General features: G+C 68.7%; 15 protein-coding genes and 1 pseudogene. 8 read left to right on the top strand and 8 right to left on the bottom strand.

Annotated features, from left to right (window positions below; translation table 11 throughout):
* Positions 1-286: 286 nt before the first annotated feature.
* From PO768_RS05390 to PO768_RS05365, 6 genes are all read left to right on the top strand, one after another.
* Entirely contained in the window at positions 287-760 is a 474-nt protein-coding gene (locus tag PO768_RS05390) for a (2Fe-2S)-binding protein (protein WP_272645219.1), read from the top strand.
* A 13-nt stretch (positions 761-773) separates the two neighbouring features.
* Positions 774-3,128 carry a xanthine dehydrogenase family protein molybdopterin-binding subunit gene (locus tag PO768_RS05385; RefSeq protein ID WP_272645218.1) on the top strand — a complete coding sequence of 785 codons (2,355 nt, stop codon included), beginning with the start codon at positions 774-776 and terminating at the stop codon, positions 3,126-3,128.
* A gap of 15 nt (positions 3,129-3,143) precedes the next feature.
* Entirely contained in the window at positions 3,144-3,932 is a 789-nt protein-coding gene (locus PO768_RS05380) for an FAD binding domain-containing protein (protein WP_272645217.1), read from the top strand.
* Positions 3,933-4,078: 146 nt separating this feature from the next.
* Positions 4,079-4,948 (top strand): AAA family ATPase, encoded by an 870-nt coding sequence (locus PO768_RS05375; protein ID WP_272645216.1) that lies wholly within the window; start codon positions 4,079-4,081, stop codon positions 4,946-4,948.
* Entirely contained in the window at positions 4,941-6,125 is a 1,185-nt protein-coding gene (locus PO768_RS05370; RefSeq protein WP_272645215.1) for a vWA domain-containing protein, read from the top strand. Before PO768_RS05375 ends, PO768_RS05370 begins: the two co-directional genes overlap by 8 nt.
* Positions 6,116-6,667: a CoxG family protein gene (locus tag PO768_RS05365; RefSeq protein WP_272645214.1), complete on the top strand. Its 552-nt coding sequence runs from the start codon at positions 6,116-6,118 to the stop codon at positions 6,665-6,667. Before PO768_RS05370 ends, PO768_RS05365 begins: the two co-directional genes overlap by 10 nt.
* Before the next feature lie 187 nt (positions 6,668-6,854).
* Here the strand turns inward: PO768_RS05365 and PO768_RS05360 are convergent, their stop codons facing one another.
* The 5 genes and pseudogenes from PO768_RS05360 to PO768_RS05340 form a co-directional block, all read right to left on the bottom strand.
* Positions 6,855-7,826, bottom strand: coding sequence for an FAD-binding domain-containing protein (locus PO768_RS05360; RefSeq protein WP_336297746.1), 972 nt, complete (start codon positions 7,824-7,826; stop codon positions 6,855-6,857).
* Positions 7,823-9,368, bottom strand: a pseudogene (locus PO768_RS05355) (cryptochrome/photolyase family protein). Before PO768_RS05355 ends, PO768_RS05360 begins: the two are co-directional and overlap by 4 nt.
* Positions 9,361-9,540 carry a DUF2256 domain-containing protein gene (locus PO768_RS05350; RefSeq protein ID WP_272645213.1) on the bottom strand — a complete coding sequence of 60 codons (180 nt, stop codon included), beginning with the start codon at positions 9,538-9,540 and terminating at the stop codon, positions 9,361-9,363. Before PO768_RS05350 ends, PO768_RS05355 begins: the two are co-directional and overlap by 8 nt.
* Positions 9,541-9,547: 7 nt before the next feature.
* Positions 9,548-9,883, bottom strand: a complete 336-nt coding sequence (locus PO768_RS05345) for a high-potential iron-sulfur protein (RefSeq protein ID WP_442953177.1) — start codon at positions 9,881-9,883, stop codon at positions 9,548-9,550.
* Between the two features lie 104 nt (positions 9,884-9,987).
* Entirely contained in the window at positions 9,988-10,356 is a 369-nt protein-coding gene (locus PO768_RS05340; protein WP_137943858.1) for a thiol-disulfide oxidoreductase DCC family protein, read from the bottom strand.
* Between the two features lie 102 nt (positions 10,357-10,458).
* Here PO768_RS05340 and PO768_RS05335 point away from each other — a divergent pair, with 102 nt between their 5' ends.
* Entirely contained in the window at positions 10,459-11,115 is a 657-nt protein-coding gene (locus PO768_RS05335; RefSeq protein ID WP_272645212.1) for a MerR family transcriptional regulator, read from the top strand.
* Positions 11,116-11,166: 51 nt separating this feature from the next.
* Positions 11,167-12,246: an acyltransferase family protein gene (locus PO768_RS05330; protein ID WP_272645211.1), complete on the top strand. Its 1,080-nt coding sequence runs from the start codon at positions 11,167-11,169 to the stop codon at positions 12,244-12,246.
* A 23-nt stretch (positions 12,247-12,269) separates the two neighbouring features.
* On the opposite strand, the gene PO768_RS05325 is transcribed toward PO768_RS05330, so the two are convergent.
* Genes PO768_RS05325 through PO768_RS05315 form a run of 3 tightly spaced genes read right to left on the bottom strand, consistent with a single transcriptional unit; the run spans position 12,270 to position 14,802 of the window.
* Complete coding sequence (locus PO768_RS05325) at positions 12,270-12,797, bottom strand: lipocalin family protein (RefSeq protein WP_269839891.1); 528 nt, start codon at positions 12,795-12,797, stop codon at positions 12,270-12,272.
* A gap of 54 nt (positions 12,798-12,851) precedes the next feature.
* Positions 12,852-13,832, bottom strand: coding sequence for a hypothetical protein (locus PO768_RS05320; RefSeq protein ID WP_137943862.1), 981 nt, complete (start codon positions 13,830-13,832; stop codon positions 12,852-12,854).
* The gene (locus PO768_RS05315) at positions 13,810-14,802 is read right to left on the bottom strand and encodes a cupin-like domain-containing protein (RefSeq protein ID WP_272645210.1); all 993 of its coding nucleotides are present in this window, start codon (positions 14,800-14,802) and stop codon (positions 13,810-13,812) included. Before PO768_RS05315 ends, PO768_RS05320 begins: the two co-directional genes overlap by 23 nt.
* Positions 14,803-14,872 lie beyond the last annotated feature (70 nt).

Genomic DNA, 14,872 nt, shown 5'->3' with positions numbered 1-14,872 from the left:
CCATAAGCGTTCTTTGAGACTCTAGCCCGGCGCTCGGGCGATACAGGCGTCGAACATACCCGATAGCGGCCGGCCTTGCCTGAGCCGCGGTGAATCCGGGTTGACCCGCAGCTCTGGTGCAAGTGGGCACCAAGCTGGCACAGCTGTGCCAAGCCGGGGCAGCAAGCCCGGGCTGAAACGCCCCATGTATGGGCATACATGCGGGTAAACGGTAGATAGCGCCCGCGGCGGGCTGCCGCGACGATGGTCGCTGATGGATCGCTGACGACAACAAGGAGACAAGCCAATGAGCCACAAGATCACGCTCAAGGTCAACGGCAAGCCGGTCACGCGCGAGATCGCGCCGGACCGCCTGCTGGTGCAATTCCTGCGCGAGGACCTCGCGCTGACCGGCACCCATGTGGGCAGCGACACCAGCCAGTGCGGGGCCTGCCCCGTGCACCTGGACGGGCGCGCGGTGAAGAGCTGTTCGCTGCTGGCCGTGCAGGCGGTCGGCGCCGAGATCACCACCATCGAGGGCCTGTCACCGGCCGGCGGGGAGATGCACCCGATGCAGGCGGCGTTCAAGGAGTGCCACGGCCTGCAATGCGGCTTCTGCACGCCCGGCATGGTGATGAGCGCAGTCGACCTGGTGCAGCACCACCGCTGCAGCTCAGAGACCGAGATCCGCGAGGGGCTGGAGGGCAATATCTGCCGCTGTACCGGCTACCAGAACATCGTGCGGGCCGTCCAGATGGGCGCTCAGAACATGAAGGTCTAAGGAGCACACGACCATGAATGCACCCAAAGAAGGTTTCATCGGCCAGAGCGTCAAGCGCCGCGAGGACGCGCGCTTTCTGACCGGGCGGGGGCAGTACACCGATGACATCGTGCTGCCGCGCCAGACTTACGCTTACTTCCTGCGCTCGCCCTATGCCCATGCGCGCATCAAGAGCGTGGACACGGCCAGCGCGGCGGCGGCCGAGGGCGTGCTGGGCATCTACACCGGCGAGCACTTCCGCGCGATCGGCGGCCTGCCCTGCGGCTGGCTGATCAACAGCCTGGACGGCAGCCCGATGAAGGAGCCCAAGCACCCGATCCTGGCCGACGGCAAGGTCCGCTATGTCGGCGATCCGGTGGCCCTGGTGGTGGCCGAGAGCTATGCCGAGGCCAAGGCCGCCGCCCAGCTGATAGCGATCGATTACGAAGAGCTGGTACCGGCGGTCGACACCGCCGCCGCCAAGGGCCATGCGGGCCAGGTGCATGAGGAAGCGCCCGACAACGTCTGCTACACCTGGGGCTGCGGCGACAAGGCCGGCGCCGATGCGGCCTTTGTCGGCGCCGCCCATGTGACGCGGCTGGAGTTCCGCAACAACCGGCTGATCCCCAATGCCATCGAGCCGCGCGCGGCCAACGCCGCCTATAACGCCAGCGACGACAGCTACACGCTCTACACGACCAGCCAGAACCCCCATGTCGCGCGCCTGCTGATGTGCGCCTTCGTGCTGGGCATTCCGGAGCACAAGCTGCGCGTGGTCGCGCCCGATGTCGGCGGCGGCTTCGGCTCCAAGATCTTCCTCTACACCGAGGAGACCGCGCTGACCTGGGCCAGCAAGCAGGTTGGCCGGCCGATCAAGTGGACGGCGGACCGCTCCGAGGCCTTTCTGAGCGACGCCCATGGCCGCGACCATGCGACCGTGGCCGAGCTGGCGCTGGACGCTGGCGGCAAGTTCCTGGCGATGCGGGTCCACACGACCGCGAACCTGGGTGCCTATCTGTCGACCTTCGCGTCCAGTGTGCCGACCATCCTCTACGCCACGCTCCTGGCCGGCCAGTACACGACGCCCAAGATCTATGCCGAGGTCACCGGCGTGTTCAGCAATACCGCGCCGGTCGATGCCTACCGCGGCGCCGGCCGGCCCGAGGCCACCTATGTGGTCGAGCGTCTGGTCGAGACGGCGGCCAAGGAACTGGGCCTGAACCCGGCCGAGATCCGCCGCCGCAACTTCATCCACAGCTTCCCCTACGCGACGCCGGTGGGCCTGACCTACGACACCGGCGACTACGACGCGACGCTCAAGGAAGTCGTCGAGCTGGCCGATGTGGCCGGCTTCGCCGCGCGCAAGGCGGTGTCCGAGGCCAAGGGCCTGAAGCGCGGCATCGGCTACTCGACCTATATCGCGGCCTGCGGCCTGGCGCCCTCGAACATCGCCGGCGCTCTGGGCGCACGGGCCGGCCTGTTCGAGGCCGGCGAGGTGCGGGTGCACCCGACCGGCAAGGTGACCATCTTCACCGGCAGCCATTCGCATGGCCAGGGCCATGAGACGACGTTTGCCCAGGTGGTCGCGGACCGGCTCGGGATTCCGATCGATGATGTGAGCATCGAGCACGGCGACACCGCCAAGGTGCTGTTCGGCATGGGCACCTACGGCAGCCGGTCCCTCTCGGTCGGCGGCACGGCCATCATCAAGGCGGTCGACAAGGTGATTGCCAAGGGCAAGAAGATCGCCGCCCATCTGCTGGAAGCGGCCGACACCGACATCGAGTTCGAGAACGGTGTCTTCAAGGTGGCCGGCACCGACAAGAGCGTGCCCTTCGCCTCCGTCTCGCTGACCGCCTATGTGCCGCACAACTACCCGCTCGACAAGCTGGAGCCCGGCCTGAATGAGAACGCCTTCTACGACCCGACCAATTTCACCTATCCGGCCGGGTCCTATGTCTGCGAGGTCGAGGTCGATCCGGCCACCGGCGTCGTGCGGGTGGACCGTTTCAGCGCGGTCGATGACTTCGGCAATATCGTCAACCCGATGATTGTCGAGGGCCAGGTGCAGGGCGGCATCGCGCAGGGCATAGGCCAGGCGCTGCTGGAGCATGGCATCTATGACAAGGAGAGCGGCCAGCTCTTGACCGGCAGCTATATGGACTATGCGATGCCGCGCGCCGACGACCTGCCCAGCTTCAATATCCGCACGTCCAAGGGCACGCCTTGCACGCACAACCCGCTGGGCGTCAAGGGCTGCGGCGAGGCCGGGGCCATCGGCTCGCCGCCAGCGGTGATCAATGCGATCTGCGATGCGCTGGGCATCAAGGATCTGCCGATGCCGGCGACGCCGCACACCGTCTGGCAAGCCATCCAGGCCAACCGTTGAACCGGGGAGCACAGCATGACATTTGCCTACCAACAAGCCACCAGCGTCGCCGACGCGGCCCAGGCCGTGCGGGCCAATAGCGAGGCCAAGATCCTGGCCGGCGGGCAGTCGCTGCTCGCTGCGATCAAGCAGGGCCTGGCCGCGCCCGAGGCCTTGATCGATCTGTCCGGCCTGGCCGATCTGAAGGGCATCAAGGTCGAGGCCGGCAAGGTCACGATCGGTGCGATGAGCACGCACGCGGTGGTCGCTGCGTCCAGGGAGCTGGCCGGCGCGATACCGGCGCTGGCCGATCTGGCCGGCCGCATCGGCGACCGCCAGGTGCGCAACCGCGGCACGATCGGCGGCAGCCTGGCCAATAACGACCCGGCCGCCTGCTATCCGGCGGCGGTGCTGGCCTTGAACGCCACCATCCATACCGACCGGCGCTCGATTGCGGCCGATGATTTCTTCAAGGGCCTGTACGAGACCGCGCTGGCCGAGGGCGAGATCATCAGCTCGGTGAGCTTCCCCGTCCCGGAGAAGGCCGGCTGGCAGAAGTTCAAGCAACCGGCCTCGCGCTTCTCCATCGTCGGCGTGTTCGTCGCGAAGACGGCCGGCGGCGTGCGTGTGGCCGTGACCGGTGCCGGGTCTTGCGTGTTCCGCGCCACGGCGCTGGAGCAGGCGCTGAGCGCCAGCTGGAGCCAGGCGGCGACGATGACGGTCAGCATCAGCGAGGAGGGCCTGAACAACGATCTGCATGGCTCGGCGGCCTACCGGGCCGCGCTGATCCCGGTGCTTGCAGGAAGGGCCGTGGCCGGCGCCTGAGCGCAAAACCCAGCGCCACTCAGCAAGGGTCTGGGGTGCGCGGCTTGGCGAGGTCAAGGAGGAGACCGAGCGAAGCGAGGGCGGGGGACAGGAGCCAAGCCGCGTACCCCAGGCCCGCAGCCCGCCCCATGTTTGCAAGACCACCCATGACGCCAAGCTCCATCGATACAACCGTTCAAGCTCTGCTGACGCAAGGCTATGTCGCCCAGCGCGAACTGGCCACCGCCGTCTTCCTGGCCCTGCGCCTGCAGCGCCCGCTGTTCCTGGAGGGCGAACCGGGCACCGGCAAGACCGAGATCGCCAAGGCCCTGGCCGCGATGCTGGGGCGGCCGCTGATACGGCTGCAGTGCTACGAGGGCCTGGATCTGGCCAGCGCGGCCTATGAGTGGAACCATGCGCGGCAGATGCTGGAGATCAAGAGCGGCGGCCTGAGCGGCGATGAGTTGTTCGCGCGCCGCTTCCTGATCGCGCGGCCGCTGCTGCAGGCCCTGGAACAGCCGGGGGTGCTGCTGATCGACGAGCTCGATCGTGCGGACGAGCCCTTCGAGGCCTTTCTGCTGGAGGTGCTGAGCGACTTCCAGCTCAGCATTCCCGAGCTGGGTGTGATCAAGGCCGCCGAGCCGCCCATCGTGGTGCTGACCAGCAACCGCACCCGCGAGATCCATGATGCGGTCAAGCGGCGCTGCCTCTACCACTGGGTCGATTTCCCCGATGCGCAGCGCGAGCTGCAGATCCTGCGGCTCAAGGTGCCCGGTGCCGGCGAGGCGCTGTCGCGCCAGATCGTCGCCTTCATCCGGGGCCTGCGCACGCTGGACCTGTACAAACTGCCCGGTGTGGCCGAGACCATCGAATGGTCGCGCGCGCTGCTGGAACTCAATGCGCTGGTGCTGGACCCGGAGACGGTCAGCAACACGCTGGGCGTGCTCTTGAAATACCAGGACGACATCGCCAAGGTGCAGGGCTCGGAGGCGGCGCGGCTGCTGGAGCAGGTGAGGGTGGCCACGCACCATGGCTGAGTCGCCCGATCTGCCGGCACACCTGGCGGCCAATGTGATGCACTTCGCCCGCGTGCTGCGCCAGTCCGGCATGGCCGTGGGCACGGACCGGGTGCAGCTGTGCCTGCAGGCGCTGCAGGTGGCTGGGCTCGAATCGCGTGCCGATTTCAAGGCCACGCTGGCTGCCTGCCTGATCGATCGCGCGGCGCACCGGCCGCTGTTCGAGCAGGCTTTCTATCTGTTCTGGCGCGACCCCGATCTGCTGGGCCGGGTGATGGCGATGATGCTGCCGCGCACCCAGGCAAAACCCGGCACCCCGCCACCGCCGGAGAACCGGCGCCTGGCCGATGCGCTGTTTCCGCAAGGGCAGCAGGGCAAGAAGCCGCCGCGAGAACCCGAGGAAGAGATCGAGATCGATGCGCGGTTGAGCTGGAGTGAGCAGGAGCTCTTGCGCCAGCGCGATTTCGAGACGATGACGGCCGAGGAGTGGGCCGCCGCCAAGCGCCTGCTGGTGCGGCTGAGGCCCTTCGTCGAGACGCGGCCCACGCGCCGCTTCCGGCCTTCGGCCCAGGGCCGCTTTGACTGGCGTGCCACGCTGCGCGCGCAGACCCGCGAGGAGCTGGCGCCGCCGCGCTGGCGCCGGCCGCGCGTCAAGGTCGCGCCGCTGCTGATCCTGGCCGACATCTCCGGCTCGATGAGCCGCTACTCGCGCATGCTCTTGCACCTGGCCCACGGGCTGGCGAATCCGGCCGAGCGCCGTCATGCGCCCAGGGTGACGAGCTTTGTCTTCGGCACGCGACTGACCCCGATCACGCGATTGATGCAGCAGCGCGATCCCGATATCGCGGTGGCCGCCGTCGCACGCACGGTAGCCGACTGGTCGGGTGGCACTCGCATCAGCGCCTGCCTGCACCAGTTCAACCATGATTGGGCCCGCCGCGTGCTGAGCAGCGACACGACGGTGCTCCTGATCACCGACGGCCTGGAGCAGGGTGACAGTGCGGAGGCCTTGGCCTTCGAGGCGCGCCGCCTGCGCCTGTCCTGCCGCCGCCTGATCTGGTTGAATCCGCTGCTGCGCTTCGAGGGTTTCGAACCGAAGGCCGCCGGCATCAAGGCATTGCTCCCCGAGGTCAGTGCCCATCTTCCCGCCCACAATCTCGCCAGTCTTGAAGACCTGGTGAACACGCTATGCAACTGACCGGACAAGAAACACTCCCCGTCGCCCAGGCCCAGGCCTGGGCCGCGCTCAACGACACCGAGATGCTGAAGGCCGCCATCACCGGCTGCGAAGCGCTGACGCCCACTGGAGAGAACGAATACGAGGTCCTGCTGTCTGTCGCGATCGGCCCCGTCAAGGCGAAATTCAAGGGCAAGTTGAAGCTCTCCGACCTGCAGCCGCCGACCAGCTACCAGCTTGCCTTCGAGGGCTCGGGCGGCGCGGCCGGGCATGGCAAGGGCACAGCCCAGGTGCGGCTGGAGACGCTGGGCCCGGCCCAGACCCTGCTGCACTACACGGTGGTGGCCAGCGTCGGCGGCAAGATCGCGCAGATCGGTTCGCGCCTGGTCGATATGGCCGCGCAGAAGATGGCCGGCGACTTCTTCGCCGCTTTCAACGCGGCGCTGGCCGAGCGCTATGGGGTGGCGCCGGCCGAGCCACCGGCTCCGCCCAAGAGCGCCTTCCAGCGCTTTCTGGACTGGTACCTGGGCTGGCTGGGGCGGATCTTCAAGAGCGGGCGTTGAGGGTCAGAGCGCCGCGCTGGCCCGCTTCCACCACTGCGAGAACGAATCGCAGTGCCGCGCCACCGGCGCGAACAGCTGCGGCCTCGGCCGGCAGCGGGCCAGGCCGTGCAGGGCGGGCGAGAGATGCGGGTTGGCCACCATCTGCACCGAGCGGGCGCCCGCCAGCGCCGTCGCCAGCGTGGCCGCATCACCCCACCAGCAGCGCGGCCAGCTCGCTCATGCGCTGGCCGACAAAGGTCCAGCGTGCCGCGCTCCAGGGCCAGCGCGCATGCAGATGGCCGGCCTCGAAGACGGCCACGCTGACGATGCCGTCCGGCAGATCGGATGGCGGGTCGGCGAAGGCCCAGGCGTGGACCAGCCAGATATCGCGCCCCGCCACCGCCTGGGCATCGGGCACGCTCCAGGCGGCGGGCGGCCGCTCGTGCAAGGCCGGCGCGTCGATGCCTGGCGCTTGCAGCGCTTCGGCGCCGACCGGCTCGGCGCCGCGAGCGATCACGTCGAGGGCCTCGTAGCTGGTGTCGATCACCGTGCCCGGACTGTGCCAGTCCGGCGGCGCGTGGCGGGCGACATTGCCGGCATTGAAGAGATAGGGCTTGTGACTGCCGGTGCCGGCCACCCACTGCCAGCTCAGGTGGTTGCTGGCCAGATCACCGTCCAGCAGATGGCCATACATCCAGTCGGCACCGCTGCGCCAGTGGATCTTGCGCAGATGGACGATGTAGCTGGCCAGCCAAAGGCGCAGATGGTTGTGCAGATAGCCTTCGGCATAGAGCATGCGCACCGCCCGGTCGATCACCGGCACGCCGCTGCGCGCCTCGCGGATGTCGGCCGGCAGCTCGCGGGCATAGGCACGGTCGGGCAGCGGACCGGCATGCAGGGAGCGGAAGATCGCGTCGCCACGGCGCTGCCAGACGTGGTGGAAGTACTCGCGCCAGCCGAACTCGTAGACCAGTTTGTGCTGCGGGCCCAGCGGCCCGTGCCGTTCGGACAGTGCGGCCATCACCGCAGGCAGGTCCAACAGGCCATGGCTCAGATAGGGCGAGAGCCGCGTCACCGCACCGTCCAGCGCATTGCGGCTGCGCGCGTACTCGTGCGGGTCGATCGCGGCCAGCCGTGCCCGGGCGGCGGCCAGCGTGGGCGGGAAGCCGGGCTTGCTCATGCTGCAGCGGCTCGCAAGGCCTCGGCGTGCGCGCGGATGGCCTGCCGCTGCGCATCGTCCAGCCGCGCCAGATTCCTGAGCTGCATCTGCATGCGCGGCTGCTCCGCCAGCCAGCCCTCGTGGCGCAGCAGAAAGTCCCAGTACAGGCTGGTGTAAGGGCAGGCGCGCTCGCCCACGCGCTCGGCCGGGTCGTAGCGGCAGCCGCGGCAGTAGGGGCCCATGCGCTGCAGGTATTTGCCGCTGGCGATATAGGGCTTGCTGGCCATCAGGCCGTCATCGGCGAACTGGCTCATGCCCAGGGTGTTGGGCAGCTCCACCCATTCGACCGCATCGACGTAGACGCTCAGATACCAGGCATGCAGCTGCTTCGGGTCCACGCCCAGCAGCAGTGCATAGAGACCGGTGACCATCAGGCGTTGGATGTGGTGGGCATAGCCGTGTTCCAGGGTCTGCTTCAGCGCGTCGCGCAGGCAAGGCCATCTCGGTGTTGCCGGTCCAGTAGCAGGCGGGCAGGGGCTGGCGGGCGTCCAGCGCATTGCGCTCCAGATAGCCGGGCATCTGGGTCCAGTAGATGCCGCGCACGTACTCGCGCCAGCCGAGGATCTGGCGGATGAAGCCCTCGACGCTGGCCAGCGGCGCCTGGCCGTCCCGCCAGGCCGCCTCGGCCGCAGCGACCACCTCGCGCGGGTTCAGCAGCTTCAGGTTCAGCGCGGCGGCCAGCTGCGAGTGGTAGAGCCAGGGCTCGTCGGGCCAGAGCGCGTCTTGGTAGCGGCCGAACAGCGGCAGACGCTCGCTGATGAAGTCCTGCAGCGCCCGCAGCGCGTCGGCGCGCGTCACCGGCCAGGCGAACTGCGCCAGCGAGCCCGGATGATCGGCAAAGCGGCTGTTGACCAGCGCGATGACCTCGCGGGTGATCGCGTCGGGCGCGAACTCCGCGCGCGGCGCTCGCAGGCCGGGGCCGTTGGCGCCGAAGGCCTCGCGGTTCTCGGCATCGAAATTCCACTGCCCGCCCGCCGGCTGGCCATCGGCCTGCATCAGCACGCCGTGCCGGCTGCGCAGCTCGCGGTAGTAGTACTCCAGTCGCAGCTGCTTGCGGCCCTTGGCGTGGGCCGCGAACTCGCGCACCGTCGCGTAGAAATGCCGGTCCTCGCGCAGCGCCAGCGGCAGCCCGGCCTCGCTGGCCACCGCCTTCAGCGCCTGCAGCACCCGCCAATCCCCTGGCGCGGTCAGCAGCAGGCGCTGCGGGCGCAACTCGGCAATGCTGGCGCCCAGCTCAGCCGCCAGCGTGCCGAGATTGCCCGCATCGTCGAGCCGCCGGTAGTGCAGCGGCCGGCCGGCTGCCCGCAGCGCGGCGGCGAAATGCCGCATCGCGGCCAGGAACAGCGCGATGCGCGGTTTGCCCGACCAGACATGGGTGGACTCCTCGGCCACCTCGGCCATCCAGACCGCGTCCCGGGCCGGATCGAAGTCATCGAAGGCGGCGGCTTCCAGGTCAAGTTGGTCGCCCAGCACCAGCACCAGATTGCGCAGGCCCTCAGCCATGTCGGACCGTCCTGGCGCTGCGGCAGGCGTCGGAGCAGTAACGCAGCTCGTCCCAGACCCTGGCCCAGCGCTTGCGCCAGCTCATCGTCCGGCCGCAGGCCTGGCAGGGCTTGCTGGGCAGGTATTGCTTGTTGCCCTTGAAAGCAGCGCTGGCCCCGCCCTGTCTCTGCATCGGTCGCTCAGCCCTTCTTGGCCCAGGCGCTGCACCAGCCCTTGCCGGCCACCTGCTTGCCGGCGAATAGCGGGCAGCCGCCGGCGGCATCAGTGGCCTTGCCCTGATAGAGCGCGCAGTTGGCGCAATTCTGGCCGGCAGCGTACTTCGGGTACTTCTTCGTGTCGGTCTTGGTGGCGTCGGCCACATAGCCGAGTGCGGCCGCCTGGGCGTCCTTCTCGTCCACCAGCTTGGCCTGGGCGCGTGCCTGCAGATGCACCCCGGCGCCCAGCATCAGGCCGCCGCCAGCCAGGCCGATCAGGAAAACACGGCGTTGCTGCGGGACGGATTGGGTTTTGGACATGGTCTTGTCTCCTCGTTCGCGATGGACACAGGCCTTGGGGGTGGAAGATGTGGACCGAGGGCCGGCGGGCTCGGTGCATCTGTGAGTTCAACGCGGGCAGGGGCTCAGGGTTGACGCCTCCACAGCCGGCGGGCCAGCAAGAAGGCGCGGTACAGACCTTCCAGCAGCGCGGGCAGCGGGCCCCGGTCCAGCAGCCGGGCCAGCCAGGCCCAGCGCGGCAGCACCCGCCACAGCGCCAGAAAGCCGCGCGCCCCGCTGACAAGCCGGCCCTGGGCATCGCGTACATGCAGACGGGCCAGCGCCGCCTCGCGGCTGAGCCCCAGGCCCAGTTGGGCCGGCGGGCAATGCGCGACATCGACCCAGCACAGCTGCTCCGCACCCCGCTCGCGCTGGTACAGCGCGATTTCGCGGCTGCAGACCGGGCAGGCGCCGTCGAAGTAGACGGTCAGCGTTGAGGGCGGGGCGGTATTCATGGGGCGAGCATAGGCAGATCGCCGACACCGAGTCGTGCCCTGCGCAATGGGCGGCGCCGCGTCTCTGATAATCCGATTCAATACCGAGTCACTGGGGTGTTCATGTCCGAGTTCGATGCAGGAGCCGCCGCGCAGCGCCACTACCGCAGTGCGGCCGTGGCCCGCATGCTGCGCATGCCGGTGGCGACGCTGCGCATCTGGGAGCGGCGCTACCGGGTCAGCGCTGCGGCCACCAGCGCGGCCGGCCACCGGCTCTACAGCGCTGCCGATGTGCGGCGCCTAGCCCTGCTGAAGCAGCTGACCACGCTGGGTCATGCCATCGGGGCGCTCGCCGCGCTGGACATGGACGAGCTGCAGGCCGTGGCCCGCACCCATGCCAGCACCGTGGCCGAGCCCTTGCGCCTGCCCGTTCTGACACTGGATCTGCCGCTGGACCAGCCGAGCGACACGCCGCCGCCACGGCGCTTCGACGATGCGGTGCTCGGCGATGTGGCGGGCTTGTCCTCGACGATTGCCTGCGAATGCCCGCAGCATCTGGCCGAGATCCTGATCCGGCTGACGCAGTTCGAGGCCTACAGCGCCGACTGCCGCCAGCGCAGTCCGGCCGATGCCGAGCTGCACGCCTATCTGCAGCAGGTCGCGGGCCAGGCGCGGGCCAGCTTCGAGACGGCGCTGGAGCGCGTGGCCATCCACGAAGGCCTGTTGCTGGGCCCCGCCTTACAATCCGGGGCTTGCGCGCCGCCCGCGCCCCGCGACTGAGCCCCCCAAGAACAAGTCAGCGCCCGCCCGATACCGGGGCGGGCGTTTTTTATGAGTGTCCCCATTTCCGCCGTTTCCTCCCGCCTGCTGCATCTCGATGCCTTGAAGGCAGTGGCCGCGCAGCTGATCGTGCTGCATCACCTGGCCGCCTACGGCCCGGTCGCCGAGACCGTTCAGGCGCTGTGGCCGGCCCTGATCGCCTGGCTGTATGACTACGGTCGCATGGCGGTGCAGGTGTTTCTGGTGGTCGGCGGCTTTCTGACGGCGCGCGGCCTGGCTCCGGCCGGCCGACCCTTGGAAGGTGCGCCGCTGAGCCTGCTGTGGCGCCGCTACCTGCGCCTGGCGCTGCCGTTTATGGCGGCCGTGCTGCTGACGCTGGCCTGCTCGGCCCTGGTCGCGCCGCTGCTGCCCGAGCTGGTGCCGGCCGCGGTCAGCGCACTGCAGCTGCTGGCCCATGCGCTGCTTTTGCACGATGTGCTGGGCCACGAGGCGCTGACGGTGGGGGCCTGGTATGTGGCCATCGATCTGCAGCTGTTCGCGCTGCTGCTGGCCCTGCTGTGGCTGGCGCGCGGCAGCGCGGCAGCGCGCTGGCTGGGCCCGGCCCTGGTCTTGCTGCTGAGCGCGGCCTCGCTGTGGGTCTTCAATCTGGATGCCGGCCAGGACATCTGGGCACCGTATTTCTTCGGTGCCTATGGTCTGGGCGCGCTGGTGCACTGGCTGGGCTTGAGCCGCCATCGCAGGCTGGGTCTCGCTCTGATGACCGCGCTGGCCGGCGGGGCCCTGGTCTACGAGTTCCGCGAGCGCCTGGCGCTGGCGCTGGCCACCGCGCTGCTGCTGGCCTGGCTGCAGCAGCGCCACCAGCGCGGCCTGCGGCTGCTGCGCGGCCGGGCGGCGGCGGTGCTCGCCCATCTGGGCACGCATTCCTATGCGCTGTTCCTGGTGCACTTCCCGATCTGCCTGCTGGTCAATGCGCTGTTCGAGCACAAAGACCCCGAGCACCCCTGGGCCGGCGTCGCCGCGATGGCGGCCGCCTGGGCTTTGAGCAATCTGGCCGCGCTGCCTTTCTATCGCTGGATCGAGGCGCCGGCCGGGCGGCTGCGCCTGGGTTTCGCGCGCACCCAACAGGCCTGAGCAGCGAAAGTAAGAGACTGAGCTCAGCGCTCCAGCGGCCGGGTCTGCGGCGTGCGCTGGAAGGCGCTCTTGTCAAAGCCCAGCGAGGCCGCCTTGTCGAGCAGGCGCTGCAACTGAGCCTCGTCCATCTGCGGCTCGCGCGACAGCACCCAGGCGTATTGGCGGTTGGGTGTGCCGACCAGCACCTGGCGATAGTTCTCGTCCAGATCCAGCACCCAGTAGTCGCCGTAGAACGGCCAGAAGAAGGTGACGCGCAGCCTGGCATTGCCACTGCCGTCTACCACCTTGGCATGGCCCTTGACGTCCTCGATCTCGCCGCTGGCCGTGCGGCAGCGGTTGATCACCTCGACGCGCTCGCCGTCGGGACGGTATCGGGCCTGGGTGTCGGCCACGCATTGGCGCTGGAAGCGATTGGGCAGCAGCGCGATCTCGTACCAGGCGCCGGCGTAGCGCGCGAGGTCGACGCTGGCCACCGTGGGCAGCGGAGCGTCGGCGGCATGGGCGGCGCTGCAGGTCAGCAGTGCGGCGGCGATCAGCAGGGGTTTGAGCATGGCGGGAGCCTACCTGATGCGGCGGCTGAGCGTCGCTCGGCCCGGGACCGCAGGCTAGGCTCGGGAGACGTCGATGCTGGAGAAGGTCCGGGCCGCCCATCGGTATATGGGATCGCGGAGCACGGTGGCAATCGCCGAGCGTGCCGTGATGCCAGCGATGCCGTTGGCCGCCATTGCCTGGATCATGCCGGCCATGTCCGCGTTCCTGATGCGGTTCTCGGCGATCCATTGGATCCAGTCGTCGGTCAGCTGCGGCTGCCGGCGCGAATGCACGAGATCGGCCGCAACATCGAACAGCTCCTCCAGCAAGACGGTATCGAGTTCGCACCGGGCCCTCAGATGCTCGCTCACCGCATGTGCCGCTCCGGGATGTAGCCGAACGGAGGTGCCTGCGAGTGCCTGGAACCGGCGCGCGTGAAACAGGTCGAGGTTCTCGGGGCCATGTTCCGGCGCATCGGGCAGGCAGCCGTAGTGAAGTCGCAGCTTCGGATGCCCCGCGCCCCTGTCCGCCAACAGACCGAGCAGATCGGTCGAGGCGCCGGGGATGCCCTGGTCTTGCAAGGCTTGCATGACCGACATCCAGCGGCGGTCGCCGAGGCGCAGTGCCGAGGCCAGATCCATGGTCGACAGAGGGCCAAAGGCGACAACGCGCTCGACGCCCAGGGCCTGGCCATAGAGGATGGCGCCATACCCACCCATCGACTGACCGAGCATGACGGTGCGTGCGGGGCGGAGCTCATCGATCAGCCCCCGCAGACTGTCCAGCGTGCTCGGCAGATCCGGCCCGAGCCCCTGGATCCCCTTCAGGTACCAGGCGAGCCGCGTGTCGCGCAGATGGATCTTCTGGAAGCTGTCGCCAAGAATCCATTCGACCTTCTTGAGCCGACCTTGATAGTCGAAGGCGGGAGGGCGCTCCCATTGCGCAAACCCGAAGCTGATGACCAGGGGCCGGCCCGGCGCGCGGTCCTCGATCAGGAAATCCGGATCAGGCATGGAGGACAGACGGCCTGCGTCATGCGCAAGCCGGATCGGCATACTCGAAGCTATTCGGTATCGTCAGCCCCGTATAGCTGATCGAGACGCTGGGTTCCAGCGCGCTGACCTGGTGCCACCAGCCCAGTGGCAGGAACAGGGTTTCACCGGGGCGCACCACCACATCCAGCACGCGCGCGGCGGCGACATCCGGATAGCGGCCGTGGTCCGGCGCGTCCAGGTCGACCGGGCTGAACACATGGCTGTGGTTGTACATGCGCGCCCATTCCAGCGGCGACACCAGACGCCAGCGCTTGCTGCCGATGATCTGGGTGTGGAACAGCATGCAGGTGTCGTGGTGCAGCGGTGTCTTGGTGCCGGCCGGCCCTATCCAGAGATGGGCGGCGGCGGCGAGCCGGGCCCGGTCCGCCAAGGGCGGGAGTTCGCCGACATCGTCCAGCAGCCCGGTAAAAGCGGCCTGGCGCAGCAAGCCGTTGTTGGCCGTGATGTAGGCGTTGTTGTCCCAGGCTGTCTGTTCGACATAGGCAAGAAACTCGCCGAAGCGCATCGGGCGCTTGTGCGCCACGCTGTTCTCCTCGAAGCGAGGGTCGTCGTTGCGGCCGTCCTGGACCTCGATCATGTGCTCGCCGAAGCGGGCGGCGAGCCGCTCCCAGCGCCAGTTCTGCAGCGCCGGCCAGTCGCGCGCAGGCTCGGTTAGCAGGGCGGGCCGGAAGGCGTGCACATGGCGGGCGAGGAAGTCGGCCGTGTCCATCCGGCCGACCCGCGGGATCTCCGCATAGCCGGGGTCCGAGGCCCAGACCGACTGCATATTGCCGACCACCGACAGCAGCTTGCGATGCTGGCGCTGGCCGCGCGCGGCCACCGCGAAGATCGGGTCCTGGGCGACCCGCTCAATGGCGGCCAGCGCCGGATCGGCGGGCAGGCCCGCATCCACCATGCCCTGCAGCATCGAGTCGACGCTGCAGCCGCGCAGCAGATTGGTGGCTATCCATTCGGTCCAGGCGTCAACCATGGGCCTTGCGTCAACTTGCATGCATGTGCTCAAACAGACTCGCGCGGTGGGCCTGCAGTGTGCGCAGCCT

It is taken from the genome of Paucibacter sp. XJ19-41 (assembly GCF_028462495.1).
In the GTDB taxonomy this organism is placed as follows: Bacteria; Pseudomonadota; Gammaproteobacteria; order Burkholderiales; family Burkholderiaceae_C; genus Roseateles_E.
The sequence above is the reverse complement of the archived record's forward strand: the minus strand, read 5'-3'. Positions and strand labels throughout refer to the sequence as shown.